Consider the following 19,402-nt stretch of genomic DNA (forward strand, 5'->3'; position numbering starts at 1 on the left):
TACTAAATATTACTGTTCTATGATTTATATTTGTCGAAAAATTCGACTTATATGGAGAATGAAGTGCTGCCCAGCTTCTCGATAGGACAATTACGCGAGATGGCGGAAATCGACGCCGGGCACTGCATCGGCGACGATTTCATGATGTTCGACGAGATCCGGGACGTGAAACTGTTCGAAAATCCGTGCCGGGTCGATGCGTTGGCGGCGATCCTCTGCAAGGGCGGACGCATCCGCTGCCGGATCAATCTCAAGGAGTATGAGATAACGGAGGGGATGGTGGTCGTGAGCATGCCGATGAACATCGTGCAGGTCGAGTATGGAGCGGAAGACCGTTGCCGGACGGATTTCACGTCGTGCGGGTTTATTCTTTCGACCCGTTTTCTGAAAAACCTCCATGTGGACATGAGGAACGTCGTGCCGCTCTACATGCAGATTCAGAACGAGTCGTGCATCCGGATGCGGGAGGAAGATATCGTGCTGCTGGAACGATACTACGCCCTGTTGCGCGATACGGTGAGCCGGCACAGCCCGCATACGGCCGAAATCACCAACGGATTGATTGCAGCCATGATCCATACGTTCTGCGACGTGCTCTCGACGAATGCGGCCGTACCTTCGGCCGTTCACAGACCGGTCAAAAGCCGCCGGAAAATGTTTTTCGAGCAGTTCATGGCGCTGCTCGACCAGTACCACTGCTCCGAAAGGTCGCTGAAATTCTATGCGGACAAGCTCTACATCACGCCCAAGTATCTGTCGGCGGTCATCAAGGAGGTCAGCGGCCGGTCGGCGGCCGAGTGGGTCGACGATTTCGTGGTACTCGAAGCCAAGACGCTGCTCAAATACTCCGATCTGAGCATACAGGAGATCGCCTACCGGCTCAACTTCTCGACGCAGTCATTCTTCGGCAAGTACTTCAAGCATCAGACGGGGATGTCGCCCACCGAGTACAAGACCCGTTAAAGGCGGTTGAAGCCCAGATTGTAGGCGTAGTCCAGCAGATCGCTCCGCGTTGCGCTCTCGGCATGCGAGAACTCTTCGGGCAGCGTGGTGTGCAGCCGATAGTTGCTGAAATCTTCGGTTTCGGAACCCAGAAGAATGCGGCCTGCCTCGTCCAGACCTTCGAAAATACCCCACACGCGGCGAGCATTCGTCTCGTCGGTGAACACGTAGAGATCGCCGATCTCCAACGTGCAGCGATCCAGCGCGGTCATGCTCCGGTCTCTTCTTTAAGGCGGCGCAGCGTTTCGTCGATCTGCGATGTTTCGGGCAGTTTTTGAAGACAGTTGTGGCGTTCCAGCATGAGACGTCCCCGCTCGGCGAGGATGTCCAGTTTGGCAACGAGCCGTACGATCCGGTCGGTGTCGAAAGAGACCTCCATTTTGGACTCTCTGAGATAGGTCTGATAACCGATGCCGAGTGCGGGACGGATGAAATTTTCCCAAATCCACATTTTGCTTCTGCTGTGGCACCCCGGATCGAATAAGAGGCGGGTAATGTCACAGATAAATTCACGACGGCGTAGTCTGTTAGTCTCGTTCATCATATCTGTAAACTTTATACTTTACGGGTTTTTACGCTTTGAATTTACACCTAACCCCGTAAGAATAAAAGAATATGGTGAATAACTAACTATATAAATCCATATAGAATATTTATATGACCTAATATTATGTAATAATAATCTGAATGTGCTATCATGGAGCCAATGTGCGAAAGGGAAGAAATAAATACCTCCCTTTCGATCCTGTTGCGGTTCTTAACGTTTCTTTCTTTTGGAGGCGATGCGTTCGGCAGCCGAAACGGACTTTTTCGGGGTTTTGCGGACGCTGAGGGTTTTGGAACCCTTTTCGCTGCGATCCCATTTCGAGCCGTCGTCGAATCGCATGAAGGCCGACCAGTCGAATCCTGCGTTGCTGTCCGCCGGTGCCGTCGGGGCTGCCGGCGAATCCGGTGCGGCGGCTCGGAAGACGGGTTCCGCCTTCCGTTCGGGGCGGGCCGTTCCGTTCGTCGGAAGGGACCGACCGCGCGTTTTCCGCGACGGCCGCACCGCAGGCGCCGTCGTCCCGGCCGTTTCGGTTTCGGCAATCTCGGCGATGGGGCGTTTGCCCCGCGCATTGAGGCTGCGGACGACCTTCTCGGCTTCGCAGAAGGGCACGGTAACGAGCGAATAATCGTCGAAGAGTTTCACGTCGTCGATGTGTTTGTCGCGCAGTCCGCATCTGAATTTGAGCATGTCGACGATCTTACGGGCCGTGTAGCCGTTGCGCCGTCCCAACCCGAGCAGGAGGCGCGCCGTACCCTTGCGGTCGACCGAGAAAGAGCGGATTTCGGGATAGCTGCTCTGATCCAGTTCGCTGCGGAACGCCAGACGCAGCAGGGCGCCGAGCGCTACGTCGGGTTCGTAGCCGGCCAACAGTTCGCGGGCCATGTCGGTGTAGTCGGCATAGGTCCCGTTTTCGACGATCTGGCGCAGTTCGTCGCAGATGCGTGCACGCTTCATCGCCACGATGTCCTGCCCCGTGGGAAGGGTCTCCTTGCGCACGTCGGCCTTGATGTCGTGCACCATGTGTCCGAATCTCCGGAATTCCGACGGCGAGATGAAGGTGATGGCCGTCCCCTGATTGCCGGCGCGGCCCGTGCGTCCGATGCGGTGCACGTAACTCTCCGAATCCTGCGGCAGCGAGTAGTTGATTACGTGGGTGAGGTTGCCGATGTCGATGCCGCGGGCGGCTACGTCGGTGGCCACGAGAATGTTGGCTGCCTTGGATTTGAATTTGCGGAGGATCTTTTCGCGCTGGGCCTGCGACACGTCGCCGTGAAGCGCTTCGGCCGCATAGCCTCGTTCGGTGAGCTTCTGCACGATCTCGTCTGCGGCTACCTTCGTGCGCATGAATACGATGCCGTAGAACTCCGGTTCGATGTCGATGATGCGCGTGAGGGCGTCGAATTTGTCGGTCTCGCGTACTTCGAAACAGATCTGGTCGGTGAGGTCGGCCGTGAGCTGCTTGTGCTCGACGCGCACGATCTCCGTGTCGTGCATGTAGCTTTTCGACAACTGCACGATCCGCTCGGGCATCGTGGCCGAGAAGAGCAGCACGCGCCGCTCGCGGGCCGTGTGGCTCATGATCTCCTCGACGTCCTCGACGAAACCCATGTTGAGCATCTCGTCGGCCTCGTCCAGTACGAGGTAGCGCACCCGATCCAGTCGGAGCGTACCGCGCCGGATGTGGTCGAGCACACGGCCCGGGGTGCCGACGACGATGTCCGCGCCGCGCGACAGGCGGCGGAGCTGCTCGCCCATGGCGGCCCCGCCGTAGATGGCCGTGATCGAGAGACGGCGTTCGCGGTTGTAGGAGAGGAGCTCCTCGGCCGCCTGCAAGGCCAATTCGCGCGTAGGCACGAGGACGATGGCTTGCACGCCCTCCTTCGAGGGGCTGAGCGTCTGGAGGATCGGGAGCCCGTAGGCGGCGGTTTTTCCGGTTCCGGTCTGCGACTGGGCGATGATATCGTTGCTTTGTCCGAGAAGTCTGGGAATGGTGAGTGTCTGAATGGCGGTAGGGGTTTCGAACCCTTTGGCACGTACGGCTTCGAGCATTTCGTCCGAAAGACCCAACGCGCCGAAATCTTGTGTTTCGGTCATAAGAGTATGTTTACGGACCAAAGGTACGATAAATAAACCGAATATCGGGCCGGAGCGCGGAATTTATCGTAAGTTGGAGGATGCGGTGTTTCGTATGCTGCTGAGCGCGTCGGCGACGGCCGGTTCCGGAACGGCAGCCGATGCCGCGGTGAGGGGCATGTTCCTCGGCGATGCAGGCGCGTAAGACGGGCCGGTTGCCAATCGTGCGTTTGTTTTTCATCCTTTTTATTCCCTTATCGTTTTTCCGGGATTCGGGATGAACCCGATGGCTGTCCGAAAAGCTCCCTCCCCTCTCCATGGGGAATTGCCTCTTCGGAAAAAAGCCTCGGATAGCGGTACCAATAGAAAAGAGGCTGTCTAATTGATTTTAGACAGCCTCTTTTCTATTTGCAGTTGCGACTGGAGGTCGTTTCCCCAGATCAGTTTTGCTGAACCTTCAGCGGACCCGTCCAACTTCCGGTGATGTGGTTGTTCGCATCGTCGTAAACGTCGATTTCGAAGTTCCAGTTGGCACCGTCCTGCGTGATTTCGATCGTGCCGGCGTGGATCGGCGCCTGTACATCCGTACCTCGGCCCTGTGCATCGTAAATATAGAAGGTCGTCGGATTGAATGTATTATCATCGTTCAAGGAGCCGGGGATGAAACAGTAGGGCGTGGTCGCGAAATTGTTGGAAGCCACGTAGGTATGCTCTTCGAGCTGATTGTTCAGGCTGGACTGGAAAAGATACATGACCAATCCGTCTTTCTTAGCCTTTGCGGGATCGAGGTCGATGACGATCAAATTCATGCCGCAGTTTTCCCAGTTGCCGTAGAAAATCAGATTTCCGCTGGTTACACTCGAAAAGTCGATGTTGTGATCCTCCGTAAGAGTCGTAGTGGGGGCGGCGCCTCCGTTGAATTCGAATCCGCCTACGTAGGTGGATTTTACGCTATATCCGAGGTCGGTCTTGGCATCGACTTCGATGGTGTAAACCATGCCGTCGGCGACGGAGACTTTCACCGTGCCGCTGGTCAGCCAGCCGTATTCGCCTGTTTTCGGATTTTCATAATGAGTACTGTAAATATTATCGGCATCGCCGGCGATGCAGGTGAGTTCGTTGGGTTCCGTTCCGATCGTGTAGGTGCCTGCCGGCAGAACCGATGCAGTGCCGGCCGGAGTCGCCGGGCCGATCAGAGTGAGGCACAGAAGGTCTGTGTTCGTTTTGTCGGCATAGCTGAACAGAACGAAAGCAGTCGTGTTGTTCTGATAGATGTCGCCGTTTTCACCTAATATGCCGCCCGCAGTCCGCACGCAGGTGAGGTTCAAATCTCTTTCGAGGTCTACGGCTTCCACCTGCTCGGCTATGTAGGAGAACGAGGTCAGCGACAGCTTGATCTTCTCTCCGTTGAGCGTTACGAGCGCTTCGGCGATTACCTGCGAACCGGAAACGGTGATGGTGAGCGTACCGTCCGTGAATTTGGTTTCGCCGCTGACTTCGTCCGAGCCGGAGGCCACCGTGCCGAAGTAGCTGTCGTCCTGAGCGAAGGTCCACTCTTTATAGGAGTTGGTGGCGTCGAACGTGTATGTTCCTGCCTTGGGCAGCGGAGTTGCGGCGTCGGATGCCCCCGAATAGAGGTCGAAGAAGTATACGTCGCCCGGGCCGCTCAGGGCGTTGTCCGTAACATTGGCCGTGGTGAAGCAGAAAATGAAATTTCCCAGTCCGTCGTCCGTCGTTCCGTCATAGGTATAAACGCCTTTTTTGGCCTTTACCTCTTTGTCCCAATCGCCAGAGGGCTCCTTGACGGGATCGTCGTCCGAGCAGGACGCTGCGAATCCCATGCTGAAGAGGGCAGCCGCGACTGCCGTGAATTTCAGAAAGTGTTTCAGAATCATGAATCTAAAGTTTAACAAAAGTTATTAATAGCTATTTCGAACGATAAATGTAAGGACTAAAATTCGAATTTGCAACTCCGAAGCGTATTTTTTACGTTATTTCGGCATATTTACAACGGTCGGAGCGAAGCGATGGTATGCGGGATGAAAATTTTTGTTACTTTTGTCCGAATTTTTATCCCGAACGCCTCGCATTTATTATGGAATTTTTAACCGAGAACAATCATGGCATCCAATCTTCTCAAAGGTAAGAAGGGTCTTATCTTCGGCGCTCTGAACGAGCAGTCGATCGCATGGAAAGTGGCGGAGCGCGCCGTCGAAGAGGGCGCCCGGATCGTGCTTACCAATACCGCCGTGTCGATCCGCATGGGTACGATCGGCGAACTGGCCGAAAAATGCGACACGATCGTGGTTCCGGCCGACGCGACCAGCGTGGCGGATCTCGAGAACCTCGTGGACCGCACGATGGAGCACTTCGGCGGCAGGTTCGATTTCATGCTCCATTCGATCGGCATGTCGCCCAACGTCCGCAAAGGGCGCACGTACGACGATCTGGACTACGACTATCTGGCCAAGACGCTCGACATTTCGGCCATCTCGTTCCACAAGGCGATTCAGGTCGTACGCAAGAAGGACGCGCTCAACGATTGGGGGTCGATCGTGGCCCTCTCCTACATCGCCGCGCAGCGTACGCTCTACGGTTACAACGACATGGCCGATGCCAAGGCGCTGCTCGAATCCATCGCCCGCAGCTTCGGCTACATCTACGGACGCGAGAAACACGTGCGCATCAACACCGTGTCGCAATCGCCGACGCCGACCACAGCCGGCAAGGGCGTGCTGGGCATGGGCGACCTGATGGAGTTCGCCGAGAACATGTCGCCGCTGGGCAACGCTTCGGCCGAAGATTGCGCGAACTACGTGCTGACGCTCTTTTCGGATTTTACGCGCAAGGTTACGATGCAGAATCTCTACCACGACGGCGGCTTCTCGTCGATGGGCATGAGCCGTCGTGCGATGCACACCTACGAGAAAGGGCTGCGTTTCGAGGACGTGCATCAGAATCAATATCCGTTCGGAAAGGGCGGGGAATAGCGGGGCGCCCTCGGCCTAATGCGGGCGAAGACCGCGGGTTCCGGGGGCAGACTGCCGCATCCGGATCGGTGCCGCGGGCGGAGCGTATGTTCCGATACGCATCTTCTTTGCCATGGAGCCCGGACTCGGACTCGGAACTGTCCGCCCCGAATCTGTCCGTTCCGTCGGACCGCGACGGGGGAAGTATCGAATCGTGCGATACTTCCCCCGTTTTCATTGCGGAATCGTGAGGGCCGGTGTCGGCGATCGTGTCGGACGCTCGGATGGACGGCTCTACGGGTTCCGTTCGGGACGAATCAATATTTGTGGTCGTCGCCCTGCATCTCTTCGCGCGTGATGGGCGGGCGGCTCAGCGAGCGCCACGCATACCAGATATAGGCCAGTACGACGGGGATTGCCAGCGAAACGAAACTCATCACCTTGAGCGTGAACTCGCTCGACGAGGAGTTGGCGATCGTCAGCGACGACTGCATGTCCGCCAGCGACGGATAGTAGGCCGTGCGGTTCCAGCCTGCGCAGAGCAGCAGGCCGAGTACGGCCAGCACCGTGCCGAAACCGCCGAACCAGATCGCCTTGCGGTTGCCGCGCCAACCCTCGACGATGCTCCACAGCACCGACAGCACTCCAGCGAGGAGCACGGCCGTTACGTAGGGCATTTCGAGCAGATTGTGCAGGTATTTGCGGGGTTCGACGGAGATCGTTCCCGTCGCGGGGTCGGCCGCGTATCCGTCGGCGAAGAGCAGCGATACGAAAAAGGCGAGGAAGAAGACGAGGAAGAGCACGGCGTAAGTGCGCATCGTTCTGCGGGCTCGCAGGGCGAGAGTTGCGTCTTCGACGGCATTCAGGAAGTACTGGCAGCCGAGCGTTCCCGAAAGGAAGACCACGGCGAGACCCAGTGCGAGGTTGCGCGGATCGGCGACGGCTTCCAGCCCGTGCCACGGCGTAGTCCACTGCGAAATGGAGGTGTTGCCGCCCAGATCGGCGATGTTGAGGCGGTCGACGGTGAAGTGGGCGCCCGTGAAAAGGGTCGCCACCGCGACGCCCAAGAGCAGAGGACCGGCGATGCCGTTGAGCATCAGGAAGAGGTCGTAAGTCTTGCGGCCGAACACGTTGTGCGGCTTGCTGCGGAACTCGTAAGCCACGGCCTGAATCACGAAGACGAAGAGGATCAGCATCCAGACGTAGAACGCTCCGCCGAAACTCGTCGAATAGAAGAGCGGGAACGAAGCGAAGAACGCTCCGCCGAAGGTAACGAGCGTGGTGAAGGTCGTCTCCCATTTGCGGCCGAGGGCGTTGACGAGCATCGTCCGTTCTTCGTCCGTTTTGCCGATGCCGTAGATCAGCGACTGCCCGCCCTGTACGAAGAGCAGGAAGACCAGCAAGGCTCCCAGCAGGGAGATCACGAGCCACCAGTAATGCTGCAGAAAGGTCATTGTTTCCATATCCGGGTTACTCTTTAGGGCCTATTTTGATTTGGCGGAACATGATGCTCAGCTCGGCGGCGAGGAGGGCCGTGAAGAGCGCGAGGAAGAGAAAGAAGGTCGTGGAGACGGCGCCGCTCGGCACGTCCGATGCGGCGATGTTCACCGGCATGAGGTTTTGAATCGCCCACGGCTGGCGTCCGACCTCCGCGACGATCCAGCCGGCCTGCGACGAAAGGTAGGCGAGCGGGATGCAGGCGATTGCGAGTCGCAGCAGCCAGCGCTTGTCGGCCAGACGGTCGCGGCGGTTGAGCCACCAGACGACGGCCAACAGCAGGATGAAGAACACACCGGCGCCGACCATCACGCGGAACGCATAGAAGACCAGCGGCACGTTGGGTACGGCCTGCTCGGGCGAGGAGAGGTAGCCGTAGCCGAGGTAGGCGAACCGGTCGGCGAGGAAGGCTTTGCCTTCGGGCGTCGCGGGATCGAACAGACCTTCGATCTCCTCCGTCGTCGCGCGGTCGTCGTTCTTAACGGCTTCGCGGTAGCGTTCGAGTTGTGCGATGGCCGCGCGGCCCCGTTCGATCTTCTCCTGTGTCGAGAGGATGCCTCGCTCGGGGTTGCCGTCGATGAGGTCGTTGATGCCCGCCACGTAGGCTTCGGCGTCGCGATAGCTCATGATCGAGAGCAGTTTCGGAATGTCTATTTTGAAATAGAAGGGGTCTTTGCCCTCCGCGCGCTGCGATTCGGGGCGCAGTATGCCGACGACGGTGAGCGGGGCGCCTTCCGCGCCGTCGTAGAGCGCCTCCATCGCAGCCAGCTTCATCGGCTGCACGCGGGCGATGACCGCACCCGACTTGTCGCCCGTCAATGCGGCGACGACGGCGAAGACGAACCCGAAGACCGAGGCGATGGCGATGCTCTTGGAGGCCATGCGGCGTTCGCGGTCCCGCAACAGATACCATGCGCTCACGCCGACTACGAAGAGCGCCGCCAGCACGAACGACGAAGTTACGGTGTGGAAGAATTTGTTGATCGCCGTGGGGGAGAGGAGCACGTCCCAGAACGAAGTCATTTCGTTGCGCACGGTCTGAAGGTTGAAGGTGCAACCTACGGGATCCTGCATCCATGCGTTCGCCACCAGAATCCACAGGGCCGAGAGGTTGGCGCCGACGGCCGTGAGCCATGTGGCCGTGAGGTGGAAGCCGCGGCTGACCTTGTTCCAGCCGAAGAACATCACGGCGATGAAGGTGCTTTCGAGGAAGAAGGCCATGATGCCCTCGATGGCCAGCGGGGCCCCGAAGATGTCGCCCACGAAGTGGGAGTAGTTGGACCAGTTTGTGCCGAACTCGAATTCGAGGATGAGGCCCGTGGCTACTCCGATGGCGAAGTTGATGCCGAACAGGCGCATCCAGAACTTGGTGGTCCGGCGCCAGAATTCGTCGCCCGTGCGGTACCAGACGGTCTCCATGATGGCGATGAGGAAACTCAGGCCCAGCGTCAGGGGGACGAAGAGCCAGTGGTAGATGGCCGTCATGGCGAATTGCGCCCGCGACCAGTCTACGGTTTGCAGGATGTCTGTCGTCATTGTGTTCCGGGTTTATGCGTATCGGTTAATCGTTCCATGAGGCAGTCGCGGCGCTCGGCATCGGTGCATCCGGCCAGCGGATCGCGGAAAAAGAAGAGTTTCAGGACGGCGAACATGATGAAGAGTTTGATGAGAATGATGCACCACAGCGTGCGCCCCACGGTCATTTCGCGGAAGCCTTCGAGGTAGAAACGCACGATTCTGCGCAGTGTCGCTGCCATATTCTTCTCTGTTTGCCTGTCAAATATAAGCAATAATCGTCGGAAAAAGAACGACGGTCCGAAAAAACAGGCCGCAAGCGTCATCTTCCGAACCGGATCGTTTACCGAGCGGCGTGCGGCCGTGCGATTTCACGTTCCGAGGGCGCGTGCGTCCGGCGGTTGGTGCGCAGAGCGTCCCGCCGCAGCCGGAAGGCCCCAACGCCGCGCAGCGAAACGGAGGTGGCGCGGATTCGGCGGCACGCCTGAGGTGCGATGGCTTTTTCGCCGATTTTTCACTATTTTTGCCGCGTACGGTCCCGGACGCGGGACGGACCTTTCAGAGCGATAACGAACGATAAGGAAAATGACTGAACTCGTGATATTCGATCTCGACGGCACGCTGCTCGATACGATCGGCGATCTGGCCGTCAGCTGCAATGCCGTGCTCGCGGCGAGAAATCTGCCGCAGCACACCTACGAGGATTACTGCGGTTTCGTCGGCAACGGCATCATGCGGCTCGTGGAGCGGGCACTGCCCGAACCGTTGCGGACGCCGCAGACGGTGGCCGACGTGCGGCGCGACTTCGTGCGCTATTATACGGAGCACATCGACATCCATACCCGGCCTTATGCGGGAATCCCCGAATTGCTCGGCGAACTCGCGGCACGGGGCGTGAAGCTGGCCGTGGCCTCGAATAAATTTCAGGCCGGTACGGAGAAGCTGGTCCGGCGGTTTTTTGCGGACGTGCCGTTCGCGGCCGTGCTCGGACAGCGCGAAGGGGTGCCGCTGAAGCCGGATCCCGCGGTGGTCGAAGAGATTCTTCGGACGACGGGCGTCGCGCGCGCGAAGGCGTTGTTCGTCGGCGATTCGGGCGTGGACATGCAGACGGCCGCCGCGGCCGGCATCCGTTCCGCGGGCGTCGCATGGGGGTTCCGCGCACGTGCGGAACTCGACGAGGCCGGGGCGTGGCGCATCGTGGAGGCTCCCGCCGGGATAGCGGGGCTGATTCAGCAGTAGAACTTCACGTCCTCGGCCGTGATGCGGTCGCCGCTGAGGATGATGAGCCGTTCGACTACGTTGCGCAGTTCGCGGATGTTGCCCGTCCACGGCATCGCCTGCAAGGCTTCGACGGCCTCCGGAGCGATCTCCTTTGCGGACATGCGGTATTCGCCGCAGATTTTCCGGATGAAATATTCGACCAGCAGCGGAATGTCCTCCGTGTGGTCCCTCAGGGCGGGCACCTTGACGATGATGACTCCGATGCGGTGATAGAGGTCTTCGCGGAAATTGCCTTTGGCGATCTCCTCGCGCAGATTCTTGTTCGTGGCGGCGATCACGCGCACGTCGACCTCGACGTCCTTGTCGCTGCCCACGCGGCTGATCTTGCTCTCCTGCAATGCCCGCAGCACCTTGGCCTGCGCCGAGAGGGACATGTCGCCGATCTCGTCCATGAAGAGCGTGCCTCCGTTGGCCTGTTCGAATTTGCCGCGCCGCTGCTTGATGGCCGAAGTGAAGGCGCCGCGCTCGTGGCCGAAGAGTTCGCTCTCGATCAGCTCGGAGGGGATCGCCGCGCAATTCACCTCGACGAATGGAGCTGCCGCCCGCTGGCTCTTGGCGTGCAGCCACCGGGCGACGAGCTCCTTGCCGGTGCCGTTTTCGCCCGTGATGAGCACGCGGGCATCCGACGGAGCGACTTTTTCGATGAGCTGGCGGACCCGTTCGATCTGGGGCGAGCGACCGATGATGTGCTCCGTGTGCGCGGGTTTGGCACGGCGCGTGCGCAGCGGTGTCTTCGCCGCTCCCGGGCCGTCCTCGGCGTCGCCCTCTTCGATGGTCCGGCGGATGGACTGCATCAGCCGGTTCATGTTGAGCGGCTTGGTCAGATAGTCCTGCGCACCGTTGCGGAGCGCCTCGACCGCCGAGTCGATGGAGCCTTCGGACGACAGGACGATGAACGGTATGTCGACTTGCGGCACCTTGCAGCCGTCGTCGGAGAGGATCAGATCGAAGGGTATTTTTTCGCACAGATCGGCTGCGGCGGTCTCGTCTTCGACGGCTTCGGTCGAGAAGCCTTCGAATTCGAGCCGTTCGCGCAGGTTGTTTCGCATACTTTTTGAATGGTCGAGAATTAAAACTTTTGCCATGGCTTGTTTTCTACGAATTTTTGCCTACTTTTGTACCAAAGTTAACGACTTTCTCCGTTGAAAACCTAATCTGCACAGGTTGCGTCCCGAGACGGAAAACGATTGAAAAAAGCTCTTTAAATGATCCATCGCTGCGGGCCGATCCGAACATCCGGCGGGCATTTCCGAACAGCGCACGGGGTCGAAATTGCAATATGGAAAAGAATTACAATTACACGCGACGCAAGTTGTTTCTGCCCGAATACGGACGGCATATCCACGAAATGATCGATTCCCTGCAAAAGATCGAGGACCGCAGGGAGCGCAACCGGCAGGCGAGGGCCGTGATCGCCGTCATGGGCAATCTCAACCCGCTGCTGCGCGATACGGCCGATTTCACCCACAAGCTCTGGGACCACCTTTTCATCATGTCTGATTTCGAGCTCGATGTCGATTCGCCCTATCCGCGTCCGACGCGCTCGGAACTGACCGTCGCCCCCCGGCAGCTCGGCTATTCGCAGGGGCGGATCGCCTACAAGCACTACGGCAAGTACGTGGGGCGGATGCTCCGCAGTCTGGGCGGCGAGAAGGACGCGCGTGCCGTGGCCCGCACGGTGGACAATCTGGCCCGCTACATGCGTACGAAAAGCTACGAGTACAATCAGGAGCACCCCAACAACGAAGTCATCGTAAAGGACATAAAACGGATGTCCGGCGGAGCCATCGAGATCGACGAAGTTGCTCTCAATAATATCCGAAGCGACTATAAACAGCACTTTACGGCACGTCCCCAGAAAGGTTCGCAGCGGTCTCAGCAGCAGCGGCAGCAGAAAAACAACAATCGCCACCCGCAGCGCGTCTTCACGAAAAACAATGCGGCCCGCCACAATTCGCAGAAGTGATTTTGCGTTCTGAAAAGAAATCGTATCTTTGTAATGACAACCAACTGCGGGAACAGATGAACAAACAGACGTTATTCGTATCCGTGGCGGCGGCCGCCGTGTTGTGTGCGTGCCAGTCGTCGCGTGTGAGGATCGCGGGCCGCTTCGTCGGGAACGACGCCCGAACCGTATATCTCGAACAGGTCGGTACGCTGACGCAGTCCTTCGTCGATTCGGTCGTGCTGGACAAGGACGGCAACTACCGTTTCGACGTGAAGGATGTCCCGCCGACGCCATCCTTATATAATATAGTGTTCAACGGCGAGCGTATTCCGCTGCTGATCGCCGGCGGCGACCGGCTGACGGTCGGATCGGTGGGCAGCGTGGTGCGCAACTATACGGTCGAAGGTTCCGAAGAGTCGGAGTTGCTCCGCCGGTTCTACCAGAATTACGTGGCCGGCGGCCGGCGGCTGGACGAGATCGTCGCATCCTACGCTGAACCCGACCTTACGGACGAGGAGCGCAAGAGAGTGGCCAAGGAGTACACGACGGAGTACTACCGCATCCGCCGCGAGCAGCTGCGTTTCATCATCGAACACAAAGACCGTTTGGCGGCCGTCTATGCCCTTTACCAGCGGTTGCCCGGAGATACGTACCTCTTCAACGGCGACAGCGACGTGGTCTACTACCGCACCGTGGCCGAAGCGATCGAGAAGAGTTATCCCCAGTCGCCTTATCTGGCGGCGCTCAATGCCGAGATCGCCCGTATGGACGCCCGCATCACGCTCACTTCGCAGATCACCGAGGCCGGTTATCCCGATCTGGAGATGACCGACATGTACGGCAAGAAGGTCCGTCTCTCGTCGCTGCTCGGCAAGGTCGTGCTGCTCGATTTTTGGTCTGCGGCGCTGGGCAACAGCAACGCCCTGAATGCCGAATTGAAGGAGATATACCGGAAATATGCCCGTCCGGACGGCGGGTTCGAGGTCTATCAGGTAGCGATCGATACGTCGAAACCGGCGTGGATCACCGCCGTGCAGGAGCAGGCGTTGCCGTGGATCTCGGTGAGCGATCTGCGCGGACAGGCTTCGCCCGCCGTGGGTCTTTACAACATTTCGAAGCTTCCGACCAATTTCCTGATCGACCGCGGGGGCAACATCGTGGCGCGGGATATATACGGCAAGAGCCTCGAAAGCAAGATCGAAGAACTGACCGGCCGGAAATGATCTATTTCGCGTCCGATATCCATCTGGGAGGCGGCGGCGAAGAGTGCGCCCGCGAAGTCGAACGCCGTTTCGCGGCGTGGCTCGACGACGCGGGCCGCGATGCGGAGGCGATCTTTCTGGTGGGCGATGTGTTCGACTTCTGGTTCGAATACCGCGAAGTGGTCCCCAAAGGGTTCGTGCGCGTGCTGGGCCGGCTGGCCGATCTGGCGGACAGGGGGGTGCGGATCGTGTTTTTCACGGGCAACCACGATATGTGGGTGCGCGATTACTTCACGCGCGAATGCGGCATCGAGGTCTTCACGGAGCCGCAGCTCATGACCCTCGCCGGCAAAAAGGTATTCGTCGCCCACGGCGACAACATGAACATCGGTCATCTGCCGGTGCTGCGCTTCATGAATACGGTGTTCCGTTCGCGTCCGCTGCGCTGGCTTTTCTCGTGGCTCGTGCACCCCGACTGGGCCGTGCGCTTCGGCCGTTGGTGGAGCGCTTCGTCGAGAAAGAAGCACGATGCCGAGGGCGGTTACGGCGCCTCGCTCACCGAGCCGCTCGTCGACTATGCGCGCGACTATGCCCGAAGGCACGAGGTGGATTATTTCGTATTCGGGCACATGCACTTCGCCCGCGATTACAGCGAGCCCGGGCTGCGTGTGGTGCATCTCGGCTGCTGGGAGAAGAATCCCGCCTATGCCGTGCTGGACGGGGCGGGGACGATTTCGCTCGAAAAATTGTAAGCACATGAAACAATACCTCGATCTGTTGCGCCGCATCATGGACGAAGGGGTCGTGAAAGGCGACCGCACGGGAACGGGCACGAAGAGCGTCTTCGGCCATCAGATGCGGTTCGATCTGGAGGAGGGATTTCCGCTGCTCACCACCAAGAAGGTCTTCCTGAAGGGAGTGATCCACGAATTGCTGTGGTTTCTGGCGGGCGACACCCGCATCAAATACCTCCTCGACAACGGGGTCCATATCTGGGACAACGACGCTTTCCGCTATTATAACGAACTGTGCGTGCGGCACGGGGTGCGTCCCGTGGACCGCGCGACCTTTTTGCAGGCAGCGCAGGCGAACGAGGCCTCGCCGATCGAGGGATACCGTTTCGGCGATCTGAACCGCGTCTACGGCTGTCAGTGGCGGAGCTGGCCGCTGCCGGACGGCGGTGCGAAGGACCAGATCGCCGAAGCCGTGGAGCTGATCCGCCGCAATCCCGATTCGCGGCGCATCCTCGTCTCGGCGTGGAACGTCGCGGACGTGGACCGGATGGCGCTGCCGCCGTGCCACGTGCTCTTCCAGTTCTATGCGGCCGAGGGGCGCCTTTCGTGCCAGCTCTACCAGCGCAGCGCCGACACGTTCCTCGGCGTGCCGTTCAACATCGCCTCCTATGCCCTGCTGACGATGATGACGGCGCAGGTCTGCGGCTTGCGTCCGGGCGAGTTCATCCATACCTTGGGCGACGCACACCTCTATCTGAACCATCTGGAGCAGGCCGCCGAACAGCTCTCGCGTGCGCCCCGTCCGCTGCCCCGCATGCGGCTGAACCCCGACGTGAAGTCGCTCTTCGACTTCCGGTACGAAGATTTCACCCTCGCAGGCTACGATCCGTGGCCTGCGATCAAAGCTCCCATGTCTTTCTGATTATGATTTCGATTATCGCAGCCGTCGCCGAAAACGGCGTGATCGGCGACAAGAACGCCCTTATTTGGCACATCTCCGAAGACCTCCGCTATTTCAAGTCCGTAACCTCGGGTCATCCGGTCGTCATGGGCCGCAGGACGTGGGAGTCGCTCGGACGGCCGCTCCCCAACCGGACGAACGTCGTCGTAACGCGGCAGTCGCTCGCATTCGAAGGGGCCCGCACGGTGCACTCGCTCGCCGAAGCCGTGGCGCTCTTTCCCGAAGACGAGGAGCTCTTCGTCATCGGCGGCGCGCAGATCTATGCCGAGGCTCTGCCCGAGGCCGACCGGCTCTATCTCACGCGCGTGGGGCGGGTTTACGAGGGCGACGCCCGTTTCCCCGAGTGGGACGAGGCGGCATGGCGACTGGTGCGCGGCGAGTCGTTCCCGAGCGGTGCGAATTACCCCTATCCCTTCTCCTTCGAACTTTACGAGCGGCGGAAATAGGTATTTATACTCCTGCACGCCCGCGCGTTAATCCGTAACTTTGCCTCACGGCAAAGGGGCGGATCGACTTTCCGCTGCCCGTCGGACAAGGTATGGAAAAGTATTTCGATATGCTGATGGAGGACGTGCGGATGCGCGAGGGACTGAACTCGTGCATGAACTGCGGCGTCTGCACGGGCGTCTGTCCCGCGGCGGAGTTCTACAACTACGACCCCCGTCAGATCGTGAACATCGTGCAGACGCGCGACGACGAGGCCATCGAACAGCTGTTGAAGAGCGACGTGATCTGGTACTGCGGCGAGTGCATGTCGTGCCGTCCGCGCTGCCCGAGGGGCAATACGCCCGGGTATGTGATTCAGGCGCTCCGCACGCTCTCGCAGAAGTTGGGCTTCTTCGTCGAGAGCGAGAAAGGCCGGCAGCAACTTGCCCTCAAGCGGATCATCGGCGAAAACATTCTGCGCACGGGCTACTGCATCGTGCCGCGGCTCGTGAAACCCGGTCTGCATCCCGAGCAGGGACCCGTCTGGCAGTGGATCTTCGATCACGACCGCGAAATCTACGGGCGGTTCACGCCGGTCTACATGCGGCACGGCGCGGGGGCTCTGCGCCGGCTGGACGAGGATTCCCTCGCGGAGCTGCACCGCATCTTCGACGTGAGCGGCGGCAGCGAGATGTTCGAGACCATCGAGCGTCATTCGGACCGCAAAGCCCGCGAAATGGGATACGAAGGGGCCGGAGACGATTATATGATGGAGACCTTCACCACGAACAGCAACGAGCATTATTAGAATCCTATGAAGCGCAGAAGTTGGAGCGACTACCAGAAGCAGATCGCCGACGACAAATACTACTATGCGCGGAGCTGCATCCGCCAGAATTTCTTTCCGGGCAGCGAGAAGGCGTTTCTCGACATCCTCCGCGACGATCTGGGACGCGACGTGCTGGACGATCCGCTGCACTCGTCGTGCACGGGCATCGGCTATCATTCGGACATCGTGCCGCTGGAGACCATCATGACCGTCGTGGCGCGTCAGTTCGCGCTGATGACCGAGGCGGGCTACGAGCATTTCATCTCGTCGTGCATCACTTCGTTCGGCATCTATACCGAAATTCTGGCTACGTGGCACGAATTTCCCGAGACCGAGGAACGCACGCGCGAATACCTTTACAAGGCCACGGGCCGCGAGTTCCGCAAACCGGCCAGTCTGGCCCATACGTCGGACGTGATGTTCCATTTCCGCAACGAAATCGCCGCGAAAGCGAAATACAGGCTCGTCAATGCCCAGACGGGCGAACCGCTCCGCGTGGTGGAGCATATCGGCTGCCACTACGCCAAGATCTTCCCCAAGTCGGGTATCGGCGGCTCGGAGTTCCCCTATGTGCTGGCCGGCATGATCGAGGCGTGGGGCGGCGAGTGCGTGGACTATCCCGAGCGGCGGCATTGCTGCGGTTTCGGATTCCGCAACTACCTCGTGCAGGCCAACCGCGGCTATTCGATCGCCAATTCGCACAAGAAGCTGGAGAGCATGGCCCCCTACAAACCCGACTTCATCGTGGCCAACTGTCCGGGCTGCGCCATGTTCCTCGACAAATGGCAGTATGCCATCGCCGAGATGGAGGGGACGACCTACGGCGAAAACGGCCACGGCATACCCGTGCTGACCTACGAGGAGATGGCCGGTCTGGTGCTGGGCTACGATCCGTGGGCGCTGGGGATGCAGATGCATCAGGTCGACGTGGAGCCGCTGCTCGACAAGATGGGCATCGCTTACGATCCCGCGGCCAAATACCTCGGCCGCAACGGAAAATTCATCGGCAAACCCGCGTCGGCAGTGGTCAACTGCTGCCCGACGGATACGATTTACGACATCAAACAGTGAAGAAGCGAGTGATTATCGTCGGCGGCGGCGCCGCCGGCATGCAGACCGCCCTCCGTCTGGCCGACGAGGGGGTGCAACCCGTGATTGTGGAGAAGGAACCGGAGCTGGGCGGCAAGCTGCGCGGCTGGCACAGGCTGTTCCCGACCTTTACGCCCGCTTCGGAGGTGCTCTCGGAGCTCAAGAGTTGCGTGGCGCAGCACGGAATCGAGGTGATGACCTCCGCGGAGGTCGCGGCTCTGAGCCCGCGCAGCGTAACGCTCGCGGACGGTCGCCGGCTGGAGTGCGACGCCGTCGCGGTCTGCTCGGGGTTCGAGCTGTTCGACGCCCGCATCAAGGAGGAGTACGGGTACGGCATTTACGACAACGTCTTCACCTCGGTCGACATCGAGCGGATGCTCGACGAGGGGCGCGTGGCGAGGACCGACGGAACGCGTCCGCGCCGGATCGCATTCCTGCACTGCGTCGGTTCGCGCGACGAGAAGGTGTGCCAGCAGCACTGCTCGCGCGTCTGCTGCATCACGGGCGTGAAGCAGGCGATGGAGATGAAGGAGCTTTTTCCCGAAGCCGACGTCTTCAACTTCTACATGGACATCCGCATGTTCGGCCCCGGGTACGAGGAGATGTACCGCGAGGCGCAGCAGAAATACAACATTCACTTCGTGCGGGGCCGCATCTCGGAGGCGGCGCCGACGATCGACGGCCGCGTGCAGATCAAGGCCGAAGATACGCTGACGGGGCGTCCGCTGAGGATGAGCGTCGACATGCTCGTGCTGCTGGTCGGCATGCGGGCGGGCGACACGAATCCGGCCTATGAAGCCGCGGGATTGCGTCGTGCCGAGAGCGGTTTCATGGCGCCCCACGACCTGTTTTTGGGCAATGTGCGAAGCGGTGTCGAGGGGATTTTCTATGCCGGAACCGTTACGGCTCCCAAGAATATCGGCGAGACGCTCAACGAAGGCGCGGCAGCGGCGGCCGAGGTGCTGAACTACCTGAAAAAAGTATGAACCGCATGGCTGCCGTTAACTTCGGATATTCCATCAGCAAGCCTCGGGCGATCGACATCGACCACAACAACCTGCGCAAGAGCGACGAAATTCTGCGCGAGATGCCCGAGTTGCAGACCTGCATCGGCTGCGGCGCCTGCACGGCGGTCTGCACGGCGGGCAACCTCACGCAGTTCAACTTCCGAAAGGTCCATACGCTCGTGCGGCGCGGAGAGTATGCGGGCGCTTACGAGGAGATGAACAAATGCATGCTCTGCGGCAAGTGCCGGCTCGTCTGCCCGCGCGGAATCAATACGCGCGGAGTGGTGATGCTCATCAAACGTAAATTGGGGGACTTCTGACC

At 59.7% G+C, this 19,402-nt stretch carries 20 protein-coding genes; 12 read left to right on the top strand and 8 right to left on the bottom strand.

Translation table 11 applies throughout. The features are described 5' to 3' along the window. The first annotated feature begins 51 nt into the window (after positions 1-51). Positions 52-963 carry a helix-turn-helix domain-containing protein gene (locus tag BN3659_RS00650; protein ID WP_091533744.1) on the top strand — a complete coding sequence of 304 codons (912 nt, stop codon included), beginning with the start codon at positions 52-54 and terminating at the stop codon, positions 961-963. On the opposite strand, the gene BN3659_RS00655 is transcribed toward BN3659_RS00650, so the two are convergent. The 4 genes from BN3659_RS00655 to BN3659_RS00670 form a co-directional block, all read right to left on the bottom strand. Beyond that, a complete protein-coding gene (locus BN3659_RS00655) occupies positions 960-1,214 on the bottom strand; it encodes a hypothetical protein (protein WP_091533746.1) in 255 nt (84 codons plus the stop codon). The genes BN3659_RS00650 and BN3659_RS00655 overlap by 4 nt on opposite strands. Continuing rightward, positions 1,211-1,546 (bottom strand): hypothetical protein, encoded by a 336-nt coding sequence (locus tag BN3659_RS00660; RefSeq protein WP_171847664.1) that lies wholly within the window; start codon positions 1,544-1,546, stop codon positions 1,211-1,213. Before BN3659_RS00660 ends, BN3659_RS00655 begins: the two co-directional genes overlap by 4 nt. Before the next feature lie 213 nt (positions 1,547-1,759). Beyond that, positions 1,760-3,643, bottom strand: coding sequence for a DEAD/DEAH box helicase (locus tag BN3659_RS00665; RefSeq protein ID WP_091533749.1), 1,884 nt, complete (start codon positions 3,641-3,643; stop codon positions 1,760-1,762). A 419-nt stretch (positions 3,644-4,062) separates the two neighbouring features. Beyond that, positions 4,063-5,517: a hypothetical protein gene (locus tag BN3659_RS00670; RefSeq protein ID WP_091533750.1), complete on the bottom strand. Its 1,455-nt coding sequence runs from the start codon at positions 5,515-5,517 to the stop codon at positions 4,063-4,065. Between the two features lie 225 nt (positions 5,518-5,742). Between BN3659_RS00670 and BN3659_RS00675 the strand changes: the two genes are divergently transcribed. Continuing rightward, positions 5,743-6,612, top strand: coding sequence for an enoyl-ACP reductase FabI (locus BN3659_RS00675; RefSeq protein ID WP_091533752.1), 870 nt, complete (start codon positions 5,743-5,745; stop codon positions 6,610-6,612). Positions 6,613-6,908: 296 nt separating this feature from the next. Here BN3659_RS00675 and cydB read toward each other — a convergent pair whose 3' ends face one another. Genes cydB through BN3659_RS00690 form a run of 3 tightly spaced genes read right to left on the bottom strand, consistent with a single transcriptional unit; the run spans position 6,909 to position 9,845 of the window. After that, a complete protein-coding gene (gene cydB / locus BN3659_RS00680; protein WP_091533754.1) occupies positions 6,909-8,054 on the bottom strand; it encodes a cytochrome d ubiquinol oxidase subunit II in 1,146 nt (381 codons plus the stop codon). A 7-nt stretch (positions 8,055-8,061) separates the two neighbouring features. Beyond that, positions 8,062-9,624, bottom strand: a complete 1,563-nt coding sequence (locus tag BN3659_RS00685; RefSeq protein WP_091533755.1) for a cytochrome ubiquinol oxidase subunit I — start codon at positions 9,622-9,624, stop codon at positions 8,062-8,064. Continuing rightward, positions 9,621-9,845, bottom strand: coding sequence for a DUF4492 domain-containing protein (locus BN3659_RS00690; RefSeq protein WP_091533757.1), 225 nt, complete (start codon positions 9,843-9,845; stop codon positions 9,621-9,623). The genes BN3659_RS00685 and BN3659_RS00690 overlap by 4 nt, the downstream gene beginning before the upstream one ends. 343 nt (positions 9,846-10,188) lie before the next feature. Between BN3659_RS00690 and BN3659_RS00695 the strand changes: the two genes are divergently transcribed. Further along, the gene (locus tag BN3659_RS00695) at positions 10,189-10,842 is read left to right on the top strand and encodes an HAD family hydrolase (RefSeq protein ID WP_091533758.1); all 654 of its coding nucleotides are present in this window, start codon (positions 10,189-10,191) and stop codon (positions 10,840-10,842) included. Here BN3659_RS00695 and BN3659_RS00700 read toward each other — a convergent pair. Further along, entirely contained in the window at positions 10,833-11,969 is a 1,137-nt protein-coding gene (locus tag BN3659_RS00700; RefSeq protein ID WP_091533760.1) for a sigma-54-dependent transcriptional regulator, read from the bottom strand. The genes BN3659_RS00695 and BN3659_RS00700 overlap by 10 nt on opposite strands. 194 nt (positions 11,970-12,163) lie before the next feature. On the opposite strand from BN3659_RS00700, the gene BN3659_RS00705 reads away from it, so the two are divergent. From BN3659_RS00705 to BN3659_RS00745, 9 genes are all read left to right on the top strand, one after another. Beyond that, complete coding sequence (locus BN3659_RS00705; RefSeq protein ID WP_091533761.1) at positions 12,164-12,850, top strand: DUF4290 domain-containing protein; 687 nt, start codon at positions 12,164-12,166, stop codon at positions 12,848-12,850. Positions 12,851-12,906: 56 nt separating this feature from the next. After that, positions 12,907-14,055, top strand: a complete 1,149-nt coding sequence (locus BN3659_RS00710) for a TlpA disulfide reductase family protein (protein WP_091533763.1) — start codon at positions 12,907-12,909, stop codon at positions 14,053-14,055. Then, the gene (locus tag BN3659_RS00715) at positions 14,052-14,786 is read left to right on the top strand and encodes a UDP-2,3-diacylglucosamine diphosphatase (RefSeq protein WP_091533764.1); all 735 of its coding nucleotides are present in this window, start codon (positions 14,052-14,054) and stop codon (positions 14,784-14,786) included. The genes BN3659_RS00710 and BN3659_RS00715 overlap by 4 nt, the downstream gene beginning before the upstream one ends. A gap of 4 nt (positions 14,787-14,790) precedes the next feature. Next, complete coding sequence (thyA, locus tag BN3659_RS00720; protein WP_091533766.1) at positions 14,791-15,690, top strand: thymidylate synthase; 900 nt, start codon at positions 14,791-14,793, stop codon at positions 15,688-15,690. Positions 15,691-15,692: 2 nt separating this feature from the next. Then, positions 15,693-16,175, top strand: coding sequence for a dihydrofolate reductase (locus tag BN3659_RS00725; RefSeq protein ID WP_091533767.1), 483 nt, complete (start codon positions 15,693-15,695; stop codon positions 16,173-16,175). Positions 16,176-16,267: 92 nt separating this feature from the next. After that, the gene (locus BN3659_RS00730; RefSeq protein ID WP_091533768.1) at positions 16,268-16,963 is read left to right on the top strand and encodes a 4Fe-4S dicluster domain-containing protein; all 696 of its coding nucleotides are present in this window, start codon (positions 16,268-16,270) and stop codon (positions 16,961-16,963) included. 6 nt (positions 16,964-16,969) lie between these two features. Beyond that, complete coding sequence (locus BN3659_RS00735; protein WP_091533770.1) at positions 16,970-18,055, top strand: heterodisulfide reductase-related iron-sulfur binding cluster; 1,086 nt, start codon at positions 16,970-16,972, stop codon at positions 18,053-18,055. Beyond that, positions 18,052-19,059, top strand: a complete 1,008-nt coding sequence (locus BN3659_RS00740) for an FAD-binding protein (RefSeq protein ID WP_171847665.1) — start codon at positions 18,052-18,054, stop codon at positions 19,057-19,059. The genes BN3659_RS00735 and BN3659_RS00740 overlap by 4 nt, the downstream gene beginning before the upstream one ends. A gap of 5 nt (positions 19,060-19,064) precedes the next feature. Then, on the top strand, positions 19,065-19,400 hold the full coding sequence (locus tag BN3659_RS00745) for a 4Fe-4S dicluster domain-containing protein (RefSeq protein WP_091533831.1): 336 nt from the start codon (positions 19,065-19,067) through the stop codon (positions 19,398-19,400). Positions 19,401-19,402: the final 2 nt, after the last annotated feature.

This window comes from Alistipes sp. CHKCI003 (assembly GCF_900021155.1).
Taxonomy (GTDB): Bacteria; Bacteroidota; Bacteroidia; order Bacteroidales; family Rikenellaceae; genus Alistipes; species Alistipes excrementavium.